This window comes from Enterococcus sp. RIT-PI-f (assembly GCF_001297065.1).
In the GTDB taxonomy this organism is placed as follows: Bacteria; Bacillota; Bacilli; order Lactobacillales; family Enterococcaceae; genus Enterococcus_D.
The window spans coordinates 21942-46591 of sequence record NZ_LHOX01000018.1; the positions used below are offsets into that span (position 1 = coordinate 21942).

Consider the following 24650-nt stretch of genomic DNA (forward strand, 5'->3'; position numbering starts at 1 on the left):
CTCGTCAGTCAAGCTGATGAGGTGTTTTGCTGAAAGTGTCGGTATGCTGATATTTTGGCATCAACACCAATAAATCTGTTGTGCCTTGAGCCACCAACATCCCTTGCCAAACAAAGTAAGAAGGATTGGCACCCAATTGTTCTTGCAGCATGTGCTGATACTCCTTTTCAGTCCATTGCCGCGCAGGAAAATGCTGCAGCTTGTCTGGATAGATCAAGAAAACAAAATCTGGATGAAAGGCTTGTTTCACAGCTTGCGGTAATGTATCTAAATCGCGTCTCGCCATAAGTGCTCCTTCTCTTTCTTTTAGAACCCTGTGGTATCTGGATTGGATGCTTTGCCGACAACGCCATCGAGTTGATCGATGGTCTGCAGATCTTCTGGAGATAGTTCAAAATCAAAAACAGCTAAGTTTTCTTCGATCCGACTAGGTGTGACTGATTTTGGTAAAGGCAAGAAACCGTGCTGCAAAGACCAGCGTAAAGCAATTTGGGCAATCGTTTTGTTATATTTTGCCGCTAGTTCTTTCATTTCCGGTACATCAAAAATTTTTCCAGTACCTAGTGGGCTGTAAGCTTCCAATAAAATATCATGCGCTTGGCAGTATTGGACAACCTCCGGCTGTAATTCACCTGGTGCTAAGAAAATTTGGTTGACCATTGGAAAAACGGTGGCGGTTTTTTTCAATTCTTCTAAATGGTGGGGCAAGAAATTGCTGACACCGATCGCTTTGATTTTGCCTGCTTCGTATAACTCTTCAAAAGCACGCCATGATTCAGCATTGGCTGTTTGCCAGTTTTCGCGAAAGGCGACTGGGTTTGGCCAATGGATCAAGAATAGATCAACATAGTCTGTTTGCAGTTTTTCCAAAGATTCCGCAAAGGAAGACATCACCAAATCATAGGAATGATTGCCATTCCACAATTTGGTTGTCAAAAAAATCTCTTCTCGAGGAATGCCGCTTTCTTTGATGGCTTGACCAACGCTGGCTTCATTTTTGTAGCCTTGTGCGGTGTCAATATGACGATACCCTGCTGCAAGGGCTTTTTTGACAGAATCGACGGCCACCTCGCCATTAGGTGTCTGCCAAGTGCCAAATCCTAGTTCCGGAATAGTGACATTGTTTGATAATGTGTAATTGTTCATCTTTTCTCCTCCTATTTGTTGGTATCTTAAGTGTAGCAGAGGTATCGTCATTTTCCAACGGAAGCAACCTTGATTTCCAAGCAGCTCTTGATTTATTTTACAGATTTACTTGTCAGTGCCGCACTTTTTTTTGTACACTAGACAAATGGATAAGGAGCGATAATAATGGATATATACTTAAAGCATGCAATTTTACATATTGTCGATCGGCAAACAGGCGATCCGGTTTTTTCTCAAGTCGAGTTAGATTTGACCACTGAATACGTACGAGATTATTTGACCAAAAAAATTCAGAAATTAGCTAACCCGCAAACAAAGACAGGAAAATTGGTTGAAACATCAGCAATCGCTGAGTTGGTCAAATCAGCAGAAGCCAATTTCGCTGCTGCTAGTGAAGGAATCGTGCAACGCTGGTATGACGCATACAAAGAAAGCGAAGATGCGCCGAGTTGCGATGCATTCGTGGTGCTGTATGAATTAGATACCCAGATGCAAGTTGCATTTTTGAAAGTCAATTACCAAGATGGCTATACCCATTTTATCGACAATGGAGAAGCGGGGATCGAAAATACATTGATTCTTCATCGGGCAATTTTGGCAGGGAAAACCCAAAAAGCCGATGAGGGGATCACGATCGATGTTCATAACTTGACCTTTGAGTTGATTGAGAAAAAATATAGTTTTTCTGGGGAAAAGCAATGGTATTTTTCAACAAAAGTCATTGAAGCAGAACCCTTGCCGTCTTTAGAAGAAAATGTCAAAGTCATCAAAAAAGTTGCTGAAAAGATTGGCCAAAAATTTGAGACCCCGTCTTACCATGTCGTCGCTGATTTAAAAGAAGCAGTCTATGATACGATTGAAGAATCAGGCCATATCGATGTGCAAGAAATCGCTGAGAAAGTGTTTAAAGATAATATCACGGCCCAAATGAGCTTTAAGGAAGAAGTCACAGAAAAAGGATTTGTCGATCAAGCACCGATGTTAAGAGATGTCCGAGAGATTTCTGAGAAAAAGTTCGGCAAACAAAAATTGAAATTATCCAATGGAATTGAATTGATCGTGCCGTTAGATGTTTACCGTGATCCCAATTTGATTGAATTTATCAACAATCCAGATGGGACGATTTCAGTCACCATCAAAAATGTCGAAGAAGTGATTAACCGTATGTAAAAAAAAACTGCGTTTAGGCCATTCAATAGTTGGTCTAAACGCAGTTTTTGTCTTACTCTGTGATGTTCGTCAAGGCTTTTTGCGGTACTTCCTCAGCTGTCACTTCTTCCCAGCGCATAACACCTTTATTGGGATTAACGATCAGTTTTAAATAGGCGCCTTCTTTCAAAGGGGTGGACCGATATTCCGCCATCTCAACGACTTTCTTTTCACCATCATCATTATAAGCCGTTTGTTCATAGCGATAGATGTCATTGACAACACCGTCATCAGAGATATCCGTATCGTGTTCTCCACTTGATGTGATCTGCGTATAGTAGGCGGTGCCGCCATAATAATAGTGGTACGTGAATAGAGAGCCGCCAATGAAGATGGCAACGACCAATATGCTGGCTAATATTTTTTTCAACGAAATTCACCTCATTATCTATTATTCATTAGGAGGATCAATACGTCCAATCTTTAAGAAAAACAAAAGAAAAACTTAGGGTTTAGCCTATGATGCGTCTTTCTTGACTTTGACTAATTTTGACCTATAATGGAGATAGCTTCAAACTTACAAAAGATAAGTAAACGGCTTTTGATGAAGCACAATCATTTGAATCGAGTCAATGGGACTCATTTCTCTAGGAGGGGAAATTATGGCAAAACAACATTATGATCGGTCCAAACCACATGTCAATATCGGCACGATTGGCCACGTCGATCACGGAAAAACGACATTGACAGCTGCAATCACTACGGTGCTGGGGAAGAAAGGACTTGCCAATCCGCAAGATTATGCAAGTATCGATGCGGCCCCAGAGGAACGAGAACGTGGCATTACGATCAACACGGCGCATGTAGAGTATGAAACGGAAAAACGGCACTATGCCCATATCGATGCGCCAGGACATGCGGATTATGTCAAAAATATGATCACGGGTGCTGCGCAAATGGACGGCGCCATCTTGGTAGTCTCCGCGACAGACGGGCCTATGCCGCAAACGAGAGAACATATTTTATTGTCACGACAAGTGGGTGTCAAACATTTGATCGTTTTCTTAAATAAAATCGATTTGGTCGATGACGACGAATTGATTGATCTTGTGGAAATGGAAGTTCGAGAATTACTGAATGAATATGATTTTCCAGGTGACGATATACCAGTGATCAAAGGCTCGGCTTTAAAGGCGCTGCAAGGAGATGCCGAAGCAGAACAAGCGATTCTTACGTTGATGGATACAGTTGATGACTATATTCCAACACCTGAACGGGATACAGACAAACCGTTGCTTTTGCCAATCGAAGATGTCTTTTCGATTACCGGTCGTGGGACTGTGGCTTCTGGACGTATTGATCGAGGTATGGTCAAAGTCGGCGATGAAGTTGAAATCGTTGGAATTAAACCAGAAACCCATAAAGCGATTGTGACTGGTGTGGAAATGTTCCGTAAAACAATGGATTTTGGAGAAGCTGGTGACAATGTAGGTGTATTGTTGCGGGGGATCACGCGGGATGAGATCGAACGAGGACAAGTCTTGGCAAAACCAGGGTCGATCACGCCTCATACGACATTCCAAGCGGAAGTCTATGTATTGACGAAAGAAGAAGGTGGCCGTCATACGCCGTTCTTCAATAATTACCGCCCACAATTTTATTTCCGTACGACTGATGTGACTGGCAATATTACATTGCCTGAAGGAACAGAAATGGTGATGCCGGGAGATAACGTGACGATCGATGTGGCATTGATCCATCCGATTGCTGTTGAAAACGGCACGACCTTTTCGATTCGCGAAGGTGGCCGAACAGTCGGTTCTGGTATCGTAACTGCGATCGAAAAATAAGTTTTTTTATCAGTGTTTCCGGAATTTCGGGAGCACTGTTTTTGATTGCAGCAGTTTTCTCAAACGAATATAGACAAACACTGTCTTGTTTTTTTCTAAATAATCTTGTGATTTTATTAAGTATTTTTGGCAGAATAAAAAGTGCTAGTCACTTATAAAAATTCATAGTACGATAGATGCTGAATCACAAAAAGATAGGATGTATTTGATGAAAAAAATTCGACGTTTCCTTAAAGTGATGCTGGCAGGGATCTTACTTTTAGTGGTATGTGCTGCCTTGTTTTGGGGCTATCGCAACTACACAGCATTAAAGCAGGTCTATACGTATGAAGCACTGATTACACAAGAAGCAGCTGACAATGACATATCTGAATACAGTTCTTTGGCATTGGCGATCATGCTGACTGAATCAAAAGGACAAGGCGATGATCCCATGCAAAGCTCGGAGAGTGTGTATGGGCAGCAAAATCAATTTGATTCACCTGAAGAAAGTATTGCGCAAGGTGTTGCCTACTTGGCAGAGTTGATAGATAAAGCAGAGCAGCAAGGCTGTGATTTGTGGACAGCTGTCCAAGCGTATAATTTTGGCACAGATTATATCGATTATGTTGCTGAAAATGGCGGTCAAAATACATTGGAGTTAGCTGAGTCCTATTCGAAAGAAGTGTTGTCGCCGCTGTTAGGCAACGATGACCAAGAAATGTATCGCTACTGGGGAATTCAGTCTTTCTTTTATAATGGCGGTTATTTGTACCATAATGGCGGGAATTTATTTTATGCCGATCTAGTCAAGATGAATCAATGGAAAGTCACAGCAACTGCGCGTTTCTTTGATTGAGCAGACTGAATGAAAATAAAGTGAAAATACTTGAAATTTAAACTGGATATGGTACACTCATTATGAGTGATTCCGTCTAATTATTTATCGCACTAATGTCAATTGGTGCGATTTTTTACCTAGTGATATATGGATGCTTACCAATTTGGAGGTGAGTGGATGGCAAGAATTCCTCAAACTGTGATCGATGATATTCGTGAACGCAGCAACATCGTTGATGTCGTTGGTCAGTATGTACAATTAAAAAAATCAGGCAAAAACTACTTCGGCTTGTGTCCTTTTCATAATGAAAAATCGCCTTCGTTTTCTGTTGCAGAAGACAAACAGATTTTTCATTGTTTTGGTTGCGGGCGTGGTGGGAATATCTTTGGTTTCTTGCAAGAATTAGAAGGGATCAGTTTTCCGGAAGCAGTCGTGAAGACGGCTGCTCTCAATGATATCCCTTTGGATCCGTCTTATGTACAAGCAGAAGAGGTGGATGGCAACAGCTCGCAAACAAGCCAATTGATTGCTTTGCACGAGAAAGCTGTTGAAGTCTATCATCACATGCTCGTCAACACAGCTGCAGGCCAAGAAGCGTTGGATTATTTGTTAAATCGAGGCTTGACGATGGAGCTGATCGACACCTTTGAGATCGGTTTTGCACCAAATGAGCGGGCTTTTCTAGAAAAAGTCTTTCTAAACGAAAAGGCCAATGCTGAATTTTTTCCTGATACTGGATTGTTCGTCCAGCGAAATGATGGTTCGCTAGCGGATCGTTTTTATCAAAGGATCATGTTTCCGATTCGCAACCCGCAAGGGAAGACCATTGGTTTTTCCGGGCGGTGGTTAGCCAGTGAAGCGGTAGGAGAGCAAGATCAACCCAAGTATTTGAATAGTCCGGAAACGCCGCTTTTCAATAAGCGAGAGGTTTTATTCAACTTTGATAAGGCGCGACGCGTGATGAGAAAAGACGGGCAAGTCTTTCTATTTGAAGGATTCATGGACGTGATCGCCGCATGGCAGGCAGGGATCGAAAATGGGATTGCTTCAATGGGTACCAGCTTGACAAATCAGCAGATCGCAGCGATCGAACGGGCAGCTGAAGAAGTTGTCTTGTGTTACGACGGAGACCAAGCAGGTATCGAAGCCACTAACCGAGGCATTGACCTGTTGCAAAGCAATAGCCGTTTGCGGATGTCGATCGTTCGTGTACCGGAGCGATTAGATCCTGACGAGTATCTGAGAAAATACGGTCCTGAAGCATTCTTTAAATTGGCGAACCATGGCAAGGAAACGGTTTTTGCCTTTAAAATGGATTATCATCGGATCAACCGGAATTTAGCGAATGAAAAAGAACAATTGGACTATGTACAGGTCGTGCTGCAAGAGTTGCAGAAAGTCGATTCCTTATTAGAACAAGATCGGTACTTGACGCAGTTGTCGACAGAATTTCATATTAGTCGTGAAACGCTGCAGCAACAATTGCGGCAATCCCGCAAATCACAGCCCGTCCAACAAGTCCAACCGCCGCCTGCGGATACAATGGTCTTTCAACCACCCGTACGGCAACAAGTCAAAACACAAGTGGAAAAAGCACAAGAATTGCTGCTTTATCGTTTGTTTCACGATGAAACCTTGAACCACCGGTTTCGCAGGACGGGTATTTCCTTTATCCATGATCGATACCAACAATTGTATCTATTATATGATGCATTTATGGAAACAGAAGAACAATTTGTCTTGGCAAAGTTCTTAGATTTTTTACAAGAAACAACAATGAAAAACATGGTGATCGAGATTGCCGATTTGAAAGTTTCTGATGAAGGCACTGAACAGGAATTTCAGGACATTCTGCAGGTCTTCCAAAAATCGGGTATTGCTGAAGAAATCAACCAAAAAAGAATCCAGCAGCAAGAGGCCCGGCAAAAAGGAAACCAGCAATTGGAACTTGAACTTGCAATTGAGATCATCGAATTGACCAAACGATTGAAACAAGCTAAATAGCGAACTGAAAGGGGCTTTCTTTCATGGCAGAAGAAACAAAAAAAACGTACGACAAAGCAGTTGCCGATTACATCCGAGAAAACAAAACCAAAGGACAAGTGGTATATGACGATATTTCTAATCGTTTGGCGACACCTTATACCTTAGATGCCGAGGCAATGGACAAATTGATCCAAAAGCTAGAAGATTCTGGTATCAGTGTGGTTGATGAAAATGGCGAACCGTCTGTTCATAGCTTAAAGAGCAATGAAAAAAGACAAGATACCCAACCTCAAGAAGATTTATCTGCGCCAACAGGTGTCAAAATCAATGATCCAGTCCGGATGTATCTGAAAGAAATTGGCCGTGTGCCATTACTGACTGCGGAAGAGGAAGTTGCTTTAGCGCTTAAAATCGAAGAAGGCGACCAAGAAGCCAAACAACGCTTAGCAGAAGCGAACTTGCGTTTGGTTGTCAGTATTGCCAAACGTTATGTTGGTCGGGGCATGCAATTTCTAGATTTGATCCAAGAAGGCAATATGGGCTTGATGAAAGCTGTAGAAAAATTTGATTACCGCAAAGGATTCAAATTCTCGACCTATGCCACTTGGTGGATCCGTCAAGCAATCACTCGCGCGATCGCTGACCAAGCACGGACGATTCGTATTCCAGTTCATATGGTAGAAACCATCAATAAATTGATTCGGATCCAACGTCAATTGCTGCAAGATCTAGGCAGAGAACCTACACCAGAAGAAATTGGTGCTGAAATGGATCTTCCAACTGAAAAAGTCCGGGAAATCCTTAAAATCGCACAAGAGCCGGTTTCATTGGAAACACCGATCGGTGAAGAAGATGATTCACATCTAGGCGATTTTATTGAAGACCAAGATGCGACAAGTCCAGCTGAACATGCGGCTTATGAATTGTTGAAAGAACAATTAGAAGACGTTCTTGACACCTTGACTGACCGTGAAGAAAACGTACTGCGTTTACGTTTCGGGATCGATGATGGCCGTACACGGACATTGGAAGAAGTAGGTAAAGTCTTTGGGGTAACTAGAGAGCGGATCCGACAAATCGAAGCAAAAGCGTTGCGGAAATTACGCCACCCTTCTCGTTCAAAACAATTGAAAGATTTCTTGGAATAATTCAAGAATGATCGGGCTTTTCAAAGCGATGCTTTGGAAAGTCCGATTTTATTTGTTATAAAAAAACCGATCATTTGTAAGATAACTTAATAAAAACGTAACCAAGCAAGTGTTGGCTAATGGACCAGAATATGATAAATTTAAATTTGTGAATTCAATTTTTCGCCTTATTCAGATGTAAAAAGGAGCAAATACAGCCATATGGAAAAGATATGTCCTAATTGTGGATTTAAAGCAAGTGAAATAACCCCAGTTTGTCCTAATTGTGGTTTTAAATGGGCAGAAAAAGAAGATCCGTCCACTGGTGCACCCATCGGGGATGAGCAACTTGGTCGTGAAAATGATGATATTCGCTGGTCAGATTATAAACACGTGTCGATCGGTGAAATGGAAGAACACTTTGGTGAAGCGCACCGTGACCCAGAAGAAAAAAATAAAACGACCTCCCGTGTGACTGGTTTTCAGCCAAAAGATGAAGCTGTCGATGAAGACCCTGAGGACACGTCGGTATTTTCACATAAACAAACAGCAGACCCAGTGACGAGAGAAACAGATGACGAGCAAACAGCAGAGATGTTGGCCGCGCATGATGCCGAAATTTTGTCTGCTTATATCCGTCGTCACAAAGGGGAATTGGAAGAATCGGCGGAAGCAGAGGATGCGGATCAAGTTGTGCCCGCTGATACGAAGGATACAACAGCACAACAGCTTACGCCCCCTGATGCCGAAGCAGAAATAGAGAAACAAAACGAAGCAAAAGTGCAAGAGCCAACTAGTCCGATTGCGGAAACCCAGAGAATAGATACAGAGGAAACAGTGCCTCAGCAATCAGTCCCTGCAGTAGAAGCAACGAATGACAGCAACTCGACGAAAGGATCACCAGCCCCAAAGAAAAAATCAAAGAGAATCGTTTATCTAGCCGCGGCTGTTTGTTTGATCGCTGCTGGCGGTGGCTGGCTGTATTATCAGCAACAACAAACCGCAGCCCAAGAAGCCCAAGAAGCTAAAGCGGCACAAGATACAGTTGAGTTGGATCAAATTGAGTCAGCCCTGAACGATATGTATACAAGCCAAGCACACGTTTACTTGAACAGCGATGTGACGGCAGATTCTGTGGAAGCATTGCAGGAACAATTAGACGCGTTCAAGGAAAGTGATCGCTACCAAGACTTGTCGGCAGAAGCTGCGGCGCTCTCAGATAAAATAGCTGCATTGGATGAGATCAATGCTTACTTTACAGACCCAGCAGTTGTCGAGGACCAATTGAATCAAGTGTCACTCAAAGAAGCTACAGCTGTTTCAATGAGTAAGAGAGCAGAAAATGATGATTTTGATACATTGATCAATCAAGCAATCACCATGGGACAATCTCAGTACCAAGAAATACAAGAAGTTCAAAATGCAGTCAAAAGCATGACTGCATTGATCAAAGACGGTGAGGCACCAGACAGTGTGACCCGATCGAACTACAATGATTTGGTGAAGAAAGTCCAAGCACTGCCAATCGAATCAGAGGTAACGACTTTGTCTGAAGCGCTCAAGACAGTCGATACCAGTTTGACCAAAAGAGAAACTGCCGAGAAGGCCGCTGCAGAAAAAGCTGCTGCTGAACAAGCCGCTGCCGCTGAAGCTGCCCAAAGTGCAAGCAACAGCACTGCGCAAAGTTCTTCTGAAGAAGAATATATTTTATCGCCGAACACACCAACAAATACCAATAACCAGCCGATCATTCCTGCACGCCAAAGTGATTTGGCAGACACCAACAATAGTGCATGGAACTGGGGAGATGGCGTGAAGGAAAAAATCATTGCAACAGCCATCGCCCGAGGCTATGTCGTTGAAGGCGGGTATACGTTTGAGCGCGTACGCATCGTTGATGGCGAAGGGTATTATAATTTCTATGCTACCAACGCCCAAGGCAGTTTATTAAAAGGAACAGGCGACGCTGCCTTGCCAATGTACTTGTTTACCGTGAATGCCAAAACAGGGTACTTTAGAGGCAATGGGAACGACCACACTGTTCGCTAACGCCTAATGATCGGCAACAGACAATCTAGAGATACCATAGAGATGTGAAAAACACTTGTTTCTCCTCCTTGATTTCGATATGATGGAAGATAATCGTTCGAACAAGGAGGTTTTTGTGTGCAGAAAATAGAAAGGTATGATCGTTTTGAAGACGGCGTGATCGCGTGTATTCCAACTATTCTAGGCTATTTAGGTATTGGATTTGCGATGGGTGTCGTAGGAAAAGGCATTGGGTTATCGGTTGCAGAAATTATTATCATGTCCATTATTGTTTATGCTGGCAGTGCGCAGTTTATTATTTGTGCACTTCTGGCCATCCAGGCCCCGATGACCACGATCGTGGCAACTGTCTTTTTGGTCAATTTGCGCCATTTCTTGATGAGTCTATCGGTTGCCCCTTATTTTAAGCAAACACCCTTTTTGTCTGCAATCGGGATCGGCTCATTATTGACAGACGAATCATACGGTGTGTTGACGACTGCGCTGCAACAAAATAAACCAGTGACAGCCAAATGGACCCATGGGTTGAATGTCATGGCATATTTGAGTTGGATCTTGGCAACTTTCCTAGGGGGATTGCTGGGTTCATTTATTCCAGATCCAGAATTACTAGGGTTGGACTTCGCCCTCGTGGCTATGTTTATCGGTTTATTTTTATTTCAAGTCGAGCGGCCGCTGAAGAAAAAAACAAAACAAACCCTCATGATCCTGGCGACCGTCATAGGGACACTTGTGGTCTGTATGGCTTGGACTACGGCCGAGGTAGCAGTGATCATTGCTACACTTGCCGGTTGTTTGGTTGGGACGGTGACACATCATGGGTGAATTTGTTATACTGATGATAGCTTGCGGCATCGTCACTTGGATACCTAGGGTAGTGCCGTTTATGTTTTCTAAAAAAATGGCGTTTCCTGAAACTTTTACGGTATTTTTGAGCTACTTGCCTTTGTGTATTTTGGCCGCGCTGCTTGTGCAGAATCTATTGGTTTTTCGAGAAGGACAATTGCCGTTGTTGAAAATCAAAGAAACGATTGCTTGTTTGCCAGCACTTGTCGTTGGCTATTATACGAAAGATCTGATGAAAATCGTTGTGACAGGTATCGTGACCATGGCATTGATTCGGTTGGTCTTTCCTTGACCAACGTTGTATTTAATTGAAGGAGGAACACATGATAGATTTATTAGCGTCCGTTTTTAGCGGACTGATCATCGATGAAAATGATCAAAATTATTTTGTTCAAAAAAGCGGTGTGACATTCCGCTTAGCAAAAGAAGAAGGCGAACATCATTTAGGGGAAGCCGTGGAAGGCTTTGGTTATCAAAACCAAAAACAGGAAAATGTACTGACGACCATTATCCCGAAAAGCCGTAAAGGGCATTATGCTTTTGGTACAGTGACGGGCAGTCGTCGGGATTTAGGTGTTTTCGTTGATATCGGATTGAAAGACAAAGATATGGTGGTTTCTTTAGATGAATTGCCAACGATTCGGGAATTGTGGCCCAAAAAAGGCGATCGTTTGATGGTCAGCCTTCGAGTAGATGAGAAAGAACGGATCTGGGCAACAGTAGCAGACGAGAAAATCTTTAAAGCATTAAGCAAAAATGGCACAGAAGCCATGAAAAATCAAGATATCACTGGCACGGTCTATCGTTTGAAATTGGCGGGCAGTTATCTATTGACGGAAGACTTTCATGTTGGCTTTGTGCATCCGTCAGAGCGGTATCAAGAGCCTCGCTTAGGGGAAGTGGTCAAAGGACGTGTGATTGGTGTGCGACCAGATGGTGTGTTGAATGTATCCTTGAAGCCTCGGGCATATGAAGCTATATCAGATGATGCAGCCATGATTTTGACTTTCCTAGAACGAGCGGCAGATCATCAAATCCCATATACAGATAAATCGACACCAGAAGAAATCTTACAAACTTTTGGTATCAGTAAAGGTCAGTTTAAACGTGCGATAGGCAATCTCTTCAAACAACGTTTGATCGAACAAAAAGATGGGGTTACAAAGTTGATCAAAAAACCTAATTGAGAATGCTTGTATCTTTTCGCGTTCTAATTTATAATGATTACAATAAACATCGAGGTGGTTTCTGCCTAGATTGTAATAATTATAAATTATTTTCGTGTGGAGGCAGCCATGAATACAACAGCAGCTTTAAAAAAGACCAAAAAACAATTGCATGAATCAGGATTTAAATTGACCCCGCAGCGTGAAGCAACACTGCAGGTTTTGTTAGAAAATGAGAAAGACCATTTATCCGCTGAAGAGATTTTCTTTTTTGTTCGGAAAAAAAATGCTGAGATTGGCTTAGCGACAGTCTATCGAACATTGGAAATTTTGACCGATTTGCGGATTGTTGATAAAGTCAGTTTCAATGATGGCGTGGCACGCTATGATCTGCGTAAAGAAGGCGCCAAACATTTTCATCACCACTTGCTGTGCTTAGAGTGCGGCAATATTGAAGAGGTCGAAGAAGATCTTTTAGGCAGTGTAGAAGAAATCGTTGAACAGAAGTATCATTTTTTGGTCAAAGACCATCGTTTGACTTTTCATGGTGTCTGCCAAAATTGTCAGAACAAACAGTAATTCCCTTAGGGGCATCACGGTAGTTAGTGACCGGAACATAGGTGGATCTTTGCAGCATGATCATTTGCTGCAAGCACGATTCTCCCTGTGTTTCTGGTTTTTTTGTTTTTCACTTGGGATTGCCTCAATCACCTAGCATAACGGGCAAGAATTTGATATGATAAGAAAGTTGAACGAAGGGGTGCGAGATGGAAGAACAAATCACAGATTATCTGCATTATTTAACGATCGAACGCGGCTTATCTCAAAACACTCGCGTCAGCTATCAACGGGATCTTATGCAGTACGCTGCATTTTTGAAGACACATCAGGTGAGGGATTGGCAGCAAGTGGATCGAGTCGTTGTCTTAACATTCTTACAAAGTTTGCAAGTTGCTGGAAAGTCATCCGCGACAATCATTCGCATGGTGTCGAGTTTAAGACGGTTTCATCAATACTTGCGACAAGAAAGAGTGACGGACCATGATCCGATGCAGCATATTGATTCACCAAAAAAACAACAAAAATTACCAGATACATTAAGTTTGAACGAAGTAGAACGTTTGATCGAATCGCCAGATACACGGGAAGTTTTGGGCATTCGGGATCGTGCGATTTTGGAAGTCATGTATGCCACCGGCTTGCGGGTCAGTGAATTGATTGGATTGAAATTGAATGATCTGCACCTCAGTATGGGCTTGTTGCAAACAACTGGTAAAGGCGATAAAGAACGGATCGTGCCATTGGGAGATTTGGCGATTCAATGGATCGAAACCTATTTGAGCGAAGCTAGGCCTTACTTGACTCGAAAAAATACCGATGAGCCGCACTTGTTTGTCAATAATCACGGCCGCCACTTATCACGGCAAGGTATTTGGAAAAATCTCAAAAGTCTTGTTCGTCAAGCCGGGATCAACAAAAATGTCACACCGCACACGTTGCGGCATAGTTTTGCTACCCACTTGTTGGAAAATGGGGCCGATCTGCGGACTGTTCAAGAATTATTGGGCCATGCAGATATTTCAACGACCCAAATTTATACCCATATCACAAAGAAACGAATGACAGAAGTTTACAAACAGCATTTTCCCCGTGCATAGAAAAAGAGGACAAAGATGGAAGAAATCAATATTAAGTTGGCTGTCTTTGAAGGACCGCTGGATTTGCTGCTGCACTTGATCAAACAATTAGAGATCGATGTCTATGATATTCCCATTGCAGCGATCACCGAACAGTATATGGCTTATATCCATACTATGAAATTTTTGGCGTTAGAAGTGGCAGGCGAGTATTTAGTCATGGCCGCTACGTTGATGGCGATCAAAAGTCAAATGCTGTTGCCGAAGCAAGAACTAGCTGTTGAGATCGAAGAATATGAAGAAGATCCCCGCGATGTTCTGGTGGCCCAATTATTGGAGTATCGAAAGTATAAATATGCTGCGGAACAACTGTCAGAAAAAGCAAAAGAGCGCAGTCTGTATTATACAAAGGACCCAATGGATGTCGATGCATACAAAGCACAAGACGACCATTTGACAGCCAATCAATTCAATACGATCGATTTGTTCATGGCTTTTCAAAAAATGATCGCCAAAAAGAAAAACCGGCAAGTATTGGAAACAAAGATCACGCCGGATGAAAATACGATTGATGAGAAAATGGCTGCAATCCAAATGGAAATGCAGTATATTAGTGCCAAAAAAGGCCGTCCGTTTGATTCATTTTTTGATTCCTACATCAAAAGTGAAGTCGTTGTGACCTTTATGGCATTGTTGGAATTAATGAAAAAAGGAACGATACGTGTAGAACAAGATGACAATTTTTCGTCGATCATGCTCTACCCAACAGGTACAGTGAATGAATAAATTAAGTGAGATCGAAGCCATATTATTTGTTGTTGGGGACGAAGGCATCGGACTTGAAGAGCTAAGTTATCTCGTCAAGGACAATACGGCCAATGTCTATCAACAACTGCAAGAATTGAATCAGCGATATGAAGAAAATGAGCTGACAGCACTGCATATTTTAGAAGTCGGCAATCATTTTATCCTATCTACCAAAAAGGTGTTTGCCCCATTGCTCAAAAAATATGCGGAATCGCCAATAGGCAGTTCGCTGTCGCAAGCAGCGTTGGAAACACTGTCGATCATTGCCTATAAGCAGCCGATTACGCGAATGGAAGTCGAAGAGATTCGCGGGGTCCAATCCAGCGGTTCTGTGCAAAAATTGACTGCCAAGCGTTTGATTGAAGAAAAAGGGCGTGTCGATGGTCCAGGACGTGCGATTTTATATGGGACCACCGATTATTTTATGGATTATTTTGGTTTGAAAAGTTTGGCCGAGTTGCCAGATATCCAATCAATGGAAGATGAACTAGAAGAAGATGCGCCTTTTGATCTTTTTTATGACCGATACAAGCAAGTAGAAGGAGAATGATGATGGAACGTTTGCAAAAAGTGATTGCACATGCAGGAATCACCTCGAGAAGAAAAGCAGAAGGATTGATCACCGCCGGCCGTGTTCGGGTCAATGGTCAGGTAGTCAAAGAATTAGGGGTGCAAGTCAGCAGCAAAGATACTGTAGAAGTTGACGGAGTACCAATTGAACAAGAACAACATGTGTATTATGTCTTTTACAAACCGCGGGGAGTCATTTCCGCTGTCAGTGATGATAAAAAACGAAAAGTGGTCCTAGATTATTTTGAAGGTGTGACTGCCCGTATCTATCCGGTAGGGCGTTTGGATTACGATACGTCTGGTCTACTGTTGTTGACCAATGATGGTGAATTGTCCCAAACATTGATGCACCCCAAACATGAAGTGGATAAAGTCTATGTGGCTAAAGTGAAAGGTGTTGCAGATAAAAAACAATTGCTGCCTTTAACAAAAGGTATCCGTATCGAAGGGCGCAAAACGGCGCCAGCACGCTTTGATATTCTCTCGACAGATATGACTGCACAAACCAGCATTGTGCAATTGACGATCCATGAAGGGCGCAACCATCAAGTCAAGAATATGTTGAAAGCTGTTGGATTGCCAGTGCAAAAATTGAAACGTGAACTATATGGCCCACTGACTTTAGAAGGTTTAAGACCCGGCGAGTTTCGTGAATTGTCAAAAAAAGAAGTGAGCCAGCTGAAAAATAGTATCAAATGACCTTTTTTGGAAACAAAAGAATTTGTCAAATCATATTTTTTGTGTATAATGATTGGTGTAACATAAAATAAAGGTTCGTCTTCAGGGGCAGGGTGTAATTCCCGACCGGTGGTTAAAGTCCACGACCTATTTCCTAGAAATAGCTGAATCGGTGAAATTCCGATACCGACAGTATAGTCTGGATAAAGAAGATAGAGCGTATTTGATTTGCCTATGGTTATTTCGAATGCCCTCTTTTTTCCCTGCGGAAAAAAGAGGGCATTTTTTGTCAGGCGCCGACAAGAAATACCAGTGGAAATTTAATAGGTTCGTTTGAAGAGGAATCCTGAACTTAGGAGGATTTTGTATTGATGAACAATAAGACAAGAAGAATGGTAACAATCGCTATGTGTGCGGCAATGGGGACGATATTGCAATTTATTGCTTTTCCGATCTTTCCAGCGTTTAGTTTTTTAAAAATCGATTTTAGTGACATCCCAGTGATGATCATTATGTTCCTTTTTGGTCCATTTAGTGGTGTTTTAACAGCGCTATTGCGCTCAGTTTTGCATTTGTTTTTATCTGGATTCTCACCAACTGATTTAGTAGGAGATACAGCCAGTTTCTTTGCTACTTGTGCCTTTACCTTACCGATGTATTATTTTTTCCGTAAAGGGATCCATCGTAGAAATAAAACAGTAGGTGTCATAAGCGGGATCCTGTCATTGGCTATCTTTATGAGTATCGCTAATTTATTTGTGATCACCCCTTTATATTTGCACTTCTTTGGGATGAATGCGGATCAGTTCTTAGGGATGTCTTTGGCACGTTATGTTGCGATCGGTATTTTTCCTTTCAATATCATCAAAGGTGCGATCGTCAGCGGGGTCTTTTTGGTCCTTCATGCCAAACTCTTGCCTTGGTTGGCTCGAAAACAGCCCAATCATGCAACTGTTCGAAAATAATATCGATCCAATGAAACAAAGCAACCCGCAAAATGTCGCTGACAGCGATGTTTTGCGGGTTTTTATGGCTTATTTTTCTAAAAGAATCGCCCGTGTGGGACATTTGCGATAGGCGGTTTGGACTTTTGCTTGTTCAGCATCTATGATAAACTGTTGGCGAGCGTTGGGTTCTTGGATAAATAAGACGATTCCGTCTTCATCATAATCAAAGGTGTTTGGTGCATAGAGGGCACATAGACCGCAAGCAATACACCGTTCTGGGATGATTTTACAACGTTGTGACATCAGACTTTCCTTTCTGGAGGCAAACATGGATGTATTTATTTTAGCGCTATTTGCGCATACTGACAAGTTGCGCCCGTCTACACTTTATCAGTTGTTGACAGGCAAACGAACGAGTTCAGTGTTGAGTTATGGCTGTTTTTATGACCGTCTGGGTCTTTTTCAAGCTTTGCCTGATTTAACAGAAGAAGCATTTCAGCAGCAAATCGATCAGATGCTGCGGCAAGGTGCTTTAGTAGCGGATCCAACAGGGTTGATCCAGACCGTTGATCAAGCAGAGGATACACGCGCTGGATATACAGACATATTGGCAGCTGCTTCTTTTTATCGTTATGGACGAACGTGGCAATCTGTTTGGCGCCTGCTGCGCCTGTTAATCCAAGCCGCCAGCTATCAAGGGGTCACCAATCGATACATACCGGTCGAAAACACGCCGATGTATACAGAGCCAGTGAGACAGATTTTGCGACAAGTGCCAAATGCAAAGGATAAACTATTTCAAGAATTATGGCAAATCTTTGAACAAATGCCGGCAGAAAAGGCTGACTTTTTGGCGGGTACCTTGACGGGACCACATGTTTTAGGGAAGACATTCTTTCAGCTAGTACCAGAAGACTATCAGGAGAAACCGTGGCAGCACCTTTATACAGCTGCTGCGATCCAACACTTTATTGCATTGGTCGAGGCGCAGCAAGAATCGGTTCTCTATCGTAGTATAGCACCGTTTTTGCAGCAAAATGCCAATCAAAGTATGCTAGAAACACAGCGGTTGTTCCAAGAGGGATTATCCGTTAAAGAGATCATGCACCAAAGGAATTTAAAAGAAGGCACAGTCAATGACCATTTGATTGAGTGGGCCTTATTAGATCAAAACTTCCCTTATGCACGTTTTGATCGTCAGATATATCGGCTATTGCCCGCATCCTCCTGGCAGTATCGCTATCAAGACCTGCAACAACTGCTGGGTGCAGATTTTCTGCCGATCCGCCTCTTTCAAATTGCACAAAAACGAGGGATTATATGTTAGAAAACGATTTAATGCGGTATTTCGGTTTTGCGACGTTTCGTCCTGGCCAAAAAGAAGTGATCGACAGTGTGCTGCATCAGCAGAATACATTAGCGATCATGCCTACAGGTAACGGGAAAAGCCTGTGTTATCAGTTGCCTGGCTACTTACTAGAGGGATTGGTCGTGATCGTTTCACCGTTGGTTTCTTTAATGGAGGATCAAGTATTTGGCTTACAAAAGCAAGGAGAAAAGCGCGGCATTGCCTTTAATAGTCAGCTGACAGGTACTGATCGTCAGTATGTACTGCACCACTTGCATGCCTATAAGTTTTTATTTTTAAGTCCAGAAATGCTGTTGCAAGAGGCAGTGCTCAATCGTCTGAGCCAAGTACCGATTGCTTTATTTGTAGTCGATGAAGCCCATTGTGTTTCTCAGTGGGGGATCGATTTTCGTCCGGAGTACCTTGATTTAGCCTATGCAAGACAACAATTACATCATCCGACCACATTGGCTTTGACGGCCACAGCAACGAAAGAAGTAGAAGCAGATATTCGCCGCTATCTGCTGCCAGGCGAAGCTGCTGTTTTCCGCTACTCGATGAATCGCAGCAATATAGGCTTGATCGTAGAAAAGACGACAGATAAAATGGCGACACTGCGGTCTTACGTGGCACGATTGAATGGGGCGGGCATTATCTATTGTGCCACACGACATCAAGTAGAGGAAGTCTACCAATCGTTGAAGAGCAGTTATGCCATCGGTTTTTATCACGGCGGACTTGCAAGTGACCAACGGAAAATGCTGCAGCAGCAGTTCTCCCAAAATCAATTGACGTTGCTGGTAGCAACCAATGCATTTGGGATGGGGATCAATAAAAGTGATATTCGTTTTGTCATCCATTACGATTTACCTGACTCTTTAGAAAATTATAGTCAAGAGATTGGCCGAGCTGGTCGGGATGGATTGGCGAGTCAGGCGATATTACTCTATCAAACACATGACGAACAGATCCATTATTTTTTTCAGCGGGAAACCCAAGAACAAATCAATCAGCTTATTGAGCGGTCTGAGGTCGACCAGGGTGTCCCATGGACCCCTTTGCAAGAAAAATGGCTGCAAAAATCTCGCAAGATCGGTGTCGACCAATGGCAGCAAACCGTCGAGCAAAATGAGCAAAACAAACGCGCAAAACTGAGAGAAATGCTGCGTTATATCAATCTGACTACCTGTCGCCGTACTTTTTTGCTGCAGTATTTTGGCGAAAATAGTCAAACAATCGATCCGTGTTGTGATAACGATGGATTGGTGATCGACCAAGAAAAAGAAAGCCACGTTTCTGGTCAGCAGGATACCTGGCAAACTCTTTTACTAAAAATGTTTAAAGATGTAAATTGATTTTGATTTTGCAGGACAGTTTTCATTGTCCTATGGTATAATACATCGGAACGATACTAGGAGGGAATACGAGTGAGTAAGAAAGACAACAACTACAATTCAGACAATCAAGAACCGTGGGAACAACCAATTTATGATACAGAGTCTGAAGATTCTGCGTCAAGATCACAACATCGACAACAAAAACGGGGGAATTCACTCTTTTTGACGATCGTGTTAGTTTTGCTTTTCTTGATCGTTGCGATTCCAGTAGGCGCAGGAATCTGGGTCTTGAATCATAACAATGATTCTGCAGCAGTCGCTGATAGCAGTTCTTCGGAAAGTACGACTGCATCTTCAACAACAGAGTCATCGACGGCAGAATCATCTACGACTGAGTCTACCAGTTCATCAACAAGTGAATCTTCAAGTTCGTCGAGTTCGTCTAGTGCATCAAGCAGTACATCATCAAGCAGCAGTGTAGCGACAACACCATCAAGCAGTGCATCTTCTGAAGCACAAAACAATGACGCCGCTGATGACAATACACAGACGGATCAAGGGACGACCGAACAATATACGACGGTTCAATCTGGTGAAGGTCCAGAGCAAGTAGCTGCCCGTAACGGCATCTCAGTGGAAACGTTGTATGAATTAAATGGCATCGATCCGAATAACTTTATGCTCTATCCAGGAGACACGTTACGAATTAAATAAAAAACCGCTTTGGCGGTTTTTTTTCTTGAAAGAATCTAGTAACGCAAAGTGCATGACATGATGGATGTTCTTTGCAAGGAAACGAGGCGCGATCAACGAATGAAAAAAATCAATATTGCGATTGATGGACCGGCTTCATCAGGCAAAAGTACCGTGGCGAAAATCATTGCCAACGATTTAGGCTTTATTTATACCGATACAGGCGCGATGTACCGAAGCATTACTTATATGGCACTAAAAACCGGCTGTGCACTGAACGATGAACTGGCTATTGCCACTTTGGTCGACCAATATCCCATCACCTTTAAACTGGGAACGAATGGCCAATCAGTCTTCGTTGGTTCTGAAGAAGTGACAGAGGCGATACGTCAACCCGCCGTTACAAATGCTGTGTCTGAGGTTTCAGCCCATGCGGCTGTAAGAAAGAAGCTCGTTGAACAACAACAAGCGATTGCTGTAAATGGCGGCGTCGTGATGGACGGTCGCGATATCGGTACCGCAGTCCTACCGCAAGCAGAAGTCAAGATTTTCTTAGTTGCCAGTGTGGAAGAACGCGCAGCCCGTCGATTCAAAGAGAATCAGCAAAAAGGAATCGATACGACCTTTGAGGTATTGAAAGAAGAAATCCAGCAACGAGATTACGTAGACTCTCATCGGGCTGTTTCACCTTTGAAACAAGCAGCCGATGCCGTACGCATCGATACGTCAGGCATGTCGATCGAAGCGGTTGTCTCAGCCATCAAACAGACAATAGCAAAAAAAGGATATTAAAAAAACAAGTGGGTGTTCCCCGCTGTTTTTTTATTTTCAGAAAGAAAAATGGTGTAAATCTTGCGAAAACTGATTTGAATAGATTTTTAAGGGGAAAAGATAAGAGTTTTTTATGAAAATAAGCGAAATCGCTTTATTTTTTTTACATTCTAATTTAAACTAAAAGATGTAGTGCAATTATGCAGAATTGTTGGTTAGGAGGACACGAGTGATGACAGATTTTGAAAATAAACAGGTTGATAACGGAAATGAATCAATGGAAGCTGCTTTAGATAATTTCCAAGAAGTAAATGTAGGGGATATCGTAAAGGGCGAGGTATTGGCCATTGAAGATCGCCAAGCTATCGTTGGTATCGAAGGTGCCGGCGTTGAAGGTGTTGTTCCAGCGAAAGAACTATCTACTGCACCTGTAGAAGACATCAACGAAGTAGTCAAAGTGGGGGATGTCTTGGAATTGGTTGTGATCTCAGCCATCGGTAAAGACAAAGAAAACGGCAGCTACCTATTGTCTAAACGCCGCTTAGATGCCAAGAAAGTATGGGAAGATATCGAAAAAGACTTCCAAGAAGGCAAAATCATCGAAGCACCTGTGACGAATGTTGTCAAAGGCGGTTTAGTCGTCGATGTGGGTGTGCGTGGATTTGTGCCAGCTTCAATGGTGGAAGATCATTTTGTAGCTGACTTTGAAGAATATAAAGGCAAAACATTGACCTTTAAAATCGTAGAGATCGAACCTTCAGAAAACCGATTGATCCTTTCTCATAAGGCGGTTGTTGAAGCAGAGAAATCAAAACAAAAAGAAGCCATTTTGGCTGATTTATATGAAGGCCAAGAAATCGAAGGCAAAGTAGCTCGTTTGACTGATTTTGGTGCATTTGTTGATTTAGGCGGAATTGATGGTTTAGTCCATGTATCAGAAATTTCTCATGGCCATGTAGGCAAACCTGCTGATGTATTGTCAGTTGGCGACAGTGTCAAAGTCCGTGTGCTATCTGTTGATGCTGACAAAGAGCGTGTATCTTTATCTATCAAAGACACATTGCCTGGACCTTGGAACGACATTGAAGAACAAGCAGCAGTCGGCAGCGTATTGACTGGAACCGTGAAACGGTTGACTAGTTTCGGTGCTTTTGTCGAAGTCTTCCCAGGTGTTGAAGGATTGATCCATATTTCCCAAATTTCCCACAAACACATTGCAACACCGCATGAGGTCTTGCAAGAAGGGGAAGAAGTACAAGTGAAAGTGCTTGAAGTCAACCCTGCAGAACATCGGATCGCGTTGAGTATCAAAGCCCTTGAAAAAAATGACAAGGCAGATGCCCAAGAAGAAGCAACTGATGACACATATGAATTACCTGAAGAGTCAACTGGATTCACTATGGGTGATATTTTAGGTGATGCTTTAAAGGATAGCGACGAAGAGTAAGAATAGCCAACTAGCTTATAACGATTCGATAGTTGAATTTGTTATAAGCTGGTTTTTTGTTTTCTTAGAAAGCTTGCAACTTTTCGCAGCATTAGGTAAACTAAGTAAGATTGAATACAAAACTGCAGGCAAGTACAGATGCAGTTTTTTAATGGAGGGTAAAAAATGTCAAATCCAACAATAGCGATCGTTGGACGTCCGAACGTGGGTAAATCGACCATTTTCAACCGGATAGCTGGAGAGCGAATTTCGATCGTTGAGGATACTCCAGGAGTGACCAGAGATCGTATCTATGCAACTGGCGAATGGTTAGGCAGAGAATTTAGTGTGATCGATACTGGCGGGATCGATTTAGGTGATGAGCCATTTATGGATCAGATCAAGCATCAAGCAGAGATTGCCATTGACGAAGCAGACGTCATTGTTTTGATTACGAGTGCCAGAGAAGGTGTGACAGATGCCGATGAAATGGTGGCTCGTATGTTATTTAAGAGCAACAAACCAGTGATTTTAGCTGTCAATAAAGTCGATAATCCAGAAATGCGGGCCGATATCTATGAGTTTTATACTTTAGGACTGGGTGATCCATATCCGATTTCTGGGAGCCATGGACTAGGTATTGGGGATGTTCTTGATGAAGCAGTCAAACATTTTACCAATGAAGCAGAAGAAGAAGATGACTCAATCATCAAGTTTAGCTTGATCGGTCGTCCGAATGTAGGGAAATCTTCCTTGATCAACGCAATTTTAGGCGAAGAGCGGGTGATCGTTTCTGAGATCGAAGGGACGACCCGCGATGCGATCGATACCCATTTTACCAGCGATTCAGGACAAGAATTCACCATGATAGACACCGCAGGTATGCGTAAAAAAGGGAAAGTATATGAGTCAACCGAAAAATACAGCGTAATGCGTGCGATGCGTGCCATAGAACGTTCAGACGTCGTCTTGATGGTCTTGAACGCAGAAGAAGGCATTCGTGAACAAGACAAGCGCATCGCCGGGTATGCCCATGAAGCTGGTCGAGGGATCATCATTGTGGTCAATAAATGGGATACATTGAAGAAGGAAACCAATACACTACGAGATTTTGAAGAAGAAATCAGAGAAGAATTCCAGTATCTGGATTATGCACCAATCATTTTTGTGTCTGCGGTAACCAAACAACGATTGAACAAACTACCAGCATTGATCGAGGAAGTCAGCATGAACCAAAACTTGCGCATTCCTTCGGCATTGTTGAATGATGTCATCATGGATGCCGTTGCAATCAACCCAACACCAACAGACAAAGGCAAACGCCTTAAGATTTTTTATGCAACACAAGTGGCGGTCAAACCACCTGCTTTTGTTATTTTTGTCAATGAAGAAGAGTTGATGCATTTCTCTTATAATCGTTTCTTGGAAAACCAAATTCGCAAAGCGTTCACCTTTGAAGGGACACCGATCCGAATTATTCCACGCAAAAGAAAGTAAGGATTCTAACACACTTTGTTTCTTTTTACAAAGAAATCTATTCTTTTCTAGAAAAAAGCAAAAAAACCAAAAAAAAGCAGCTCAAAAACGTTAAAATCCTTGATATTACAAGGTTCTTATGATAACGTTATATCAGAATATTGATGGTAATCAATATTTGACAAAAACCTTGGACCACTCAAGATTTTTGTTGATGTATGACATCAAAAAAAATATCAGGAGGTGAAACCATCCATGGCAAATAAAGCAGAATTAATCGAAAAAGTTGCATCAGCTACTGATTTAACTAAAAAAGACGCAACTGCAGCAGTTGATGCTGTATTCTCTACAATTCAAGAGGCTTTAGCTAACGGTGAAAAAGTTCAACTAATCGGCTTTGGTAACTTTGAAGTTCGTTCTCGTGCGGAACGCAAAGGACGCAACCCACAAACTGGTGAAGAAATCAAGATCCCTGCTAGCAAAGTACCTGCATTCAAACCAGGTAAAGCTCTTAAAGACGCAGTGAAATAATTTCGTCTGATGAAACCCTTGAGAAATCAAGGGTTTTTTTGCTCTTCTTTTCCTTTGAATAGTCAGAAAATTCAAATTTATATATTGTTTTTTTTGTTATTATAAAATAACTATCTAGCTAAATACTTTTGAATGCAAGCACATATTGAACAGCTTATGTTGTGAGGTTTTAACCCTATATTCCTATCATCTTAAATGACGAAACTTCCGAAAAATAACCGTCTTGTTCTGTAATCATTGAAAAATAATTCTGAAAATTTGTTGACTTTGGTTTTTCTAAGCGGTATATT

Annotated in this window: 26 protein-coding genes and 1 riboswitch; of the genes, 22 read left to right on the plus strand and 4 right to left on the minus strand. The window is 42.3% G+C overall.

The annotated features are described in order from the left end of the window. Positions 1–4: 4 nt before the first annotated feature. The gene (locus AEQ18_RS11285; RefSeq protein WP_054116438.1) at positions 5–286 is read right to left on the minus strand and encodes a hypothetical protein; all 282 of its coding nucleotides are present in this window, start codon (positions 284–286) and stop codon (positions 5–7) included. A gap of 20 nt (positions 287–306) precedes the next feature. Further along, positions 307–1146 carry an aldo/keto reductase gene (locus AEQ18_RS11290; protein ID WP_054116439.1) on the minus strand — a complete coding sequence of 280 codons (840 nt, stop codon included), beginning with the start codon at positions 1144–1146 and terminating at the stop codon, positions 307–309. A gap of 165 nt (positions 1147–1311) precedes the next feature. Here AEQ18_RS11290 and AEQ18_RS11295 point away from each other — a divergent pair, with 165 nt between their 5' ends. After that, positions 1312–2316, plus strand: a complete 1005-nt coding sequence (locus AEQ18_RS11295; RefSeq protein WP_054116440.1) for a nucleoid-associated protein — start codon at positions 1312–1314, stop codon at positions 2314–2316. 52 nt (positions 2317–2368) lie between these two features. On the opposite strand, the gene AEQ18_RS11300 is transcribed toward AEQ18_RS11295, so the two are convergent. Continuing rightward, positions 2369–2725, minus strand: coding sequence for a YxeA family protein (locus AEQ18_RS11300; RefSeq protein WP_054116441.1), 357 nt, complete (start codon positions 2723–2725; stop codon positions 2369–2371). A 232-nt stretch (positions 2726–2957) separates the two neighbouring features. Between AEQ18_RS11300 and tuf the strand changes: the two genes are divergently transcribed. From tuf to AEQ18_RS11370, 14 genes are all read left to right on the plus strand, one after another. Next, entirely contained in the window at positions 2958–4145 is a 1188-nt protein-coding gene (gene tuf / locus AEQ18_RS11305) for an elongation factor Tu (RefSeq protein ID WP_054116442.1), read from the plus strand. 208 nt (positions 4146–4353) lie between these two features. Next, on the plus strand, positions 4354–4983 hold the full coding sequence (locus AEQ18_RS11310) for a lysozyme family protein (protein ID WP_082348655.1): 630 nt from the start codon (positions 4354–4356) through the stop codon (positions 4981–4983). A 159-nt stretch (positions 4984–5142) separates the two neighbouring features. Next, positions 5143–6969 carry a DNA primase gene (dnaG, locus tag AEQ18_RS11315; RefSeq protein ID WP_054116444.1) on the plus strand — a complete coding sequence of 609 codons (1827 nt, stop codon included), beginning with the start codon at positions 5143–5145 and terminating at the stop codon, positions 6967–6969. 23 nt (positions 6970–6992) lie between these two features. Further along, positions 6993–8099 carry an RNA polymerase sigma factor RpoD gene (gene rpoD / locus AEQ18_RS11320; protein WP_054116445.1) on the plus strand — a complete coding sequence of 369 codons (1107 nt, stop codon included), beginning with the start codon at positions 6993–6995 and terminating at the stop codon, positions 8097–8099. A 201-nt stretch (positions 8100–8300) separates the two neighbouring features. Next, positions 8301–10127 (plus strand): cell division site-positioning protein MapZ family protein, encoded by a 1827-nt coding sequence (locus tag AEQ18_RS11325; RefSeq protein ID WP_054116446.1) that lies wholly within the window; start codon positions 8301–8303, stop codon positions 10125–10127. Between the two features lie 117 nt (positions 10128–10244). Beyond that, positions 10245–10952 carry an AzlC family ABC transporter permease gene (locus AEQ18_RS11330; protein ID WP_054116447.1) on the plus strand — a complete coding sequence of 236 codons (708 nt, stop codon included), beginning with the start codon at positions 10245–10247 and terminating at the stop codon, positions 10950–10952. Next, entirely contained in the window at positions 10945–11265 is a 321-nt protein-coding gene (locus tag AEQ18_RS11335; RefSeq protein ID WP_054116448.1) for an AzlD domain-containing protein, read from the plus strand. Before AEQ18_RS11330 ends, AEQ18_RS11335 begins: the two co-directional genes overlap by 8 nt. 31 nt (positions 11266–11296) lie before the next feature. Then, entirely contained in the window at positions 11297–12160 is an 864-nt protein-coding gene (locus tag AEQ18_RS11340; RefSeq protein ID WP_054116449.1) for a CvfB family protein, read from the plus strand. Between the two features lie 108 nt (positions 12161–12268). Further along, positions 12269–12718, plus strand: coding sequence for a ferric iron uptake transcriptional regulator (gene fur / locus AEQ18_RS11345; protein ID WP_054116450.1), 450 nt, complete (start codon positions 12269–12271; stop codon positions 12716–12718). A gap of 188 nt (positions 12719–12906) precedes the next feature. Next, entirely contained in the window at positions 12907–13797 is an 891-nt protein-coding gene (gene xerD / locus AEQ18_RS11350; RefSeq protein ID WP_054116451.1) for a site-specific tyrosine recombinase XerD, read from the plus strand. 15 nt (positions 13798–13812) lie between these two features. Continuing rightward, complete coding sequence (locus tag AEQ18_RS11355) at positions 13813–14562, plus strand: segregation/condensation protein A (protein ID WP_054116452.1); 750 nt, start codon at positions 13813–13815, stop codon at positions 14560–14562. Beyond that, positions 14555–15133: an SMC-Scp complex subunit ScpB gene (gene scpB / locus AEQ18_RS11360; RefSeq protein ID WP_054116453.1), complete on the plus strand. Its 579-nt coding sequence runs from the start codon at positions 14555–14557 to the stop codon at positions 15131–15133. The genes AEQ18_RS11355 and scpB overlap by 8 nt, the downstream gene beginning before the upstream one ends. A 2-nt stretch (positions 15134–15135) precedes the next feature. Then, a complete protein-coding gene (locus AEQ18_RS11365; protein WP_054116454.1) occupies positions 15136–15852 on the plus strand; it encodes a pseudouridine synthase in 717 nt (238 codons plus the stop codon). A gap of 73 nt (positions 15853–15925) precedes the next feature. Beyond that, a riboswitch (FMN riboswitch) is annotated at positions 15926–16049 on the plus strand. Between the two features lie 153 nt (positions 16050–16202). Further along, positions 16203–16796, plus strand: a complete 594-nt coding sequence (locus tag AEQ18_RS11370; RefSeq protein ID WP_082348656.1) for an ECF transporter S component — start codon at positions 16203–16205, stop codon at positions 16794–16796. 69 nt (positions 16797–16865) lie between these two features. Here AEQ18_RS11370 and AEQ18_RS11375 read toward each other — a convergent pair whose 3' ends face one another. Next, complete coding sequence (locus AEQ18_RS11375; RefSeq protein ID WP_054116456.1) at positions 16866–17081, minus strand: ferredoxin; 216 nt, start codon at positions 17079–17081, stop codon at positions 16866–16868. Positions 17082–17106: 25 nt separating this feature from the next. Here AEQ18_RS11375 and AEQ18_RS11380 point away from each other — a divergent pair, with 25 nt between their 5' ends. The 7 genes from AEQ18_RS11380 to AEQ18_RS11410 all read left to right on the plus strand — a co-directional run bounded on the left by AEQ18_RS11380 (position 17107) and on the right by AEQ18_RS11410 (position 24360). After that, complete coding sequence (locus AEQ18_RS11380; protein WP_054116457.1) at positions 17107–18105, plus strand: helix-turn-helix domain-containing protein; 999 nt, start codon at positions 17107–17109, stop codon at positions 18103–18105. Beyond that, positions 18099–19481, plus strand: coding sequence for a RecQ family ATP-dependent DNA helicase (locus AEQ18_RS11385; RefSeq protein ID WP_054116458.1), 1383 nt, complete (start codon positions 18099–18101; stop codon positions 19479–19481). The genes AEQ18_RS11380 and AEQ18_RS11385 overlap by 7 nt, the downstream gene beginning before the upstream one ends. Before the next feature lie 72 nt (positions 19482–19553). Continuing rightward, complete coding sequence (locus tag AEQ18_RS11390; RefSeq protein ID WP_054116459.1) at positions 19554–20177, plus strand: SAG1386/EF1546 family surface-associated protein; 624 nt, start codon at positions 19554–19556, stop codon at positions 20175–20177. 99 nt (positions 20178–20276) lie between these two features. Then, positions 20277–20948, plus strand: coding sequence for a (d)CMP kinase (cmk, locus tag AEQ18_RS11395; RefSeq protein ID WP_054116460.1), 672 nt, complete (start codon positions 20277–20279; stop codon positions 20946–20948). Between the two features lie 211 nt (positions 20949–21159). Further along, complete coding sequence (rpsA, locus tag AEQ18_RS11400; RefSeq protein ID WP_054116461.1) at positions 21160–22374, plus strand: 30S ribosomal protein S1; 1215 nt, start codon at positions 21160–21162, stop codon at positions 22372–22374. A gap of 165 nt (positions 22375–22539) precedes the next feature. Further along, entirely contained in the window at positions 22540–23850 is a 1311-nt protein-coding gene (gene der / locus AEQ18_RS11405; protein ID WP_054116462.1) for a ribosome biogenesis GTPase Der, read from the plus strand. Positions 23851–24084: 234 nt separating this feature from the next. Continuing rightward, on the plus strand, positions 24085–24360 hold the full coding sequence (locus AEQ18_RS11410) for an HU family DNA-binding protein (protein ID WP_054116463.1): 276 nt from the start codon (positions 24085–24087) through the stop codon (positions 24358–24360). The last annotated feature ends 290 nt before the right edge of the window (positions 24361–24650 follow it).

What these genes read in the sequence shown, in the direction of transcription:
- AEQ18_RS11285 (WP_054116438.1), bottom strand. Translation starts at nt 286, where the DNA reads ATGGCGAGACGCGATTTAGATACATTACCGCAAGCTGTGAAACAAGCC.
- AEQ18_RS11290 (WP_054116439.1), bottom strand. Translation starts at nt 1,146, where the DNA reads ATGAACAATTACACATTATCAAACAATGTCACTATTCCGGAACTAGGA.
- AEQ18_RS11295 (WP_054116440.1), top strand. Translation starts at nt 1,312, where the DNA reads ATGGATATATACTTAAAGCATGCAATTTTACATATTGTCGATCGGCAA.
- tuf (WP_054116442.1), top strand. Translation starts at nt 2,958, where the DNA reads ATGGCAAAACAACATTATGATCGGTCCAAACCACATGTCAATATCGGC.
- AEQ18_RS11310 (WP_082348655.1), top strand. Translation starts at nt 4,354, where the DNA reads ATGAAAAAAATTCGACGTTTCCTTAAAGTGATGCTGGCAGGGATCTTA.
- dnaG (WP_054116444.1), top strand. Translation starts at nt 5,143, where the DNA reads ATGGCAAGAATTCCTCAAACTGTGATCGATGATATTCGTGAACGCAGC.
- rpoD (WP_054116445.1), top strand. Translation starts at nt 6,993, where the DNA reads ATGGCAGAAGAAACAAAAAAAACGTACGACAAAGCAGTTGCCGATTAC.
- AEQ18_RS11325 (WP_054116446.1), top strand. Translation starts at nt 8,301, where the DNA reads ATGGAAAAGATATGTCCTAATTGTGGATTTAAAGCAAGTGAAATAACC.
- AEQ18_RS11335 (WP_054116448.1), top strand. Translation starts at nt 10,945, where the DNA reads ATGGGTGAATTTGTTATACTGATGATAGCTTGCGGCATCGTCACTTGG.
- AEQ18_RS11340 (WP_054116449.1), top strand. Translation starts at nt 11,297, where the DNA reads ATGATAGATTTATTAGCGTCCGTTTTTAGCGGACTGATCATCGATGAA.
- fur (WP_054116450.1), top strand. Translation starts at nt 12,269, where the DNA reads ATGAATACAACAGCAGCTTTAAAAAAGACCAAAAAACAATTGCATGAA.
- xerD (WP_054116451.1), top strand. Translation starts at nt 12,907, where the DNA reads ATGGAAGAACAAATCACAGATTATCTGCATTATTTAACGATCGAACGC.
- AEQ18_RS11355 (WP_054116452.1), top strand. Translation starts at nt 13,813, where the DNA reads ATGGAAGAAATCAATATTAAGTTGGCTGTCTTTGAAGGACCGCTGGAT.
- scpB (WP_054116453.1), top strand. Translation starts at nt 14,555, where the DNA reads ATGAATAAATTAAGTGAGATCGAAGCCATATTATTTGTTGTTGGGGAC.
- AEQ18_RS11365 (WP_054116454.1), top strand. Translation starts at nt 15,136, where the DNA reads ATGGAACGTTTGCAAAAAGTGATTGCACATGCAGGAATCACCTCGAGA.
- AEQ18_RS11370 (WP_082348656.1), top strand. Translation starts at nt 16,203, where the DNA reads ATGAACAATAAGACAAGAAGAATGGTAACAATCGCTATGTGTGCGGCA.
- AEQ18_RS11375 (WP_054116456.1), bottom strand. Translation starts at nt 17,081, where the DNA reads ATGTCACAACGTTGTAAAATCATCCCAGAACGGTGTATTGCTTGCGGT.
- AEQ18_RS11380 (WP_054116457.1), top strand. Translation starts at nt 17,107, where the DNA reads ATGGATGTATTTATTTTAGCGCTATTTGCGCATACTGACAAGTTGCGC.
- AEQ18_RS11385 (WP_054116458.1), top strand. Translation starts at nt 18,099, where the DNA reads ATGTTAGAAAACGATTTAATGCGGTATTTCGGTTTTGCGACGTTTCGT.
- cmk (WP_054116460.1), top strand. Translation starts at nt 20,277, where the DNA reads ATGAAAAAAATCAATATTGCGATTGATGGACCGGCTTCATCAGGCAAA.
- rpsA (WP_054116461.1), top strand. Translation starts at nt 21,160, where the DNA reads ATGACAGATTTTGAAAATAAACAGGTTGATAACGGAAATGAATCAATG.
- der (WP_054116462.1), top strand. Translation starts at nt 22,540, where the DNA reads ATGTCAAATCCAACAATAGCGATCGTTGGACGTCCGAACGTGGGTAAA.
- AEQ18_RS11410 (WP_054116463.1), top strand. Translation starts at nt 24,085, where the DNA reads ATGGCAAATAAAGCAGAATTAATCGAAAAAGTTGCATCAGCTACTGAT.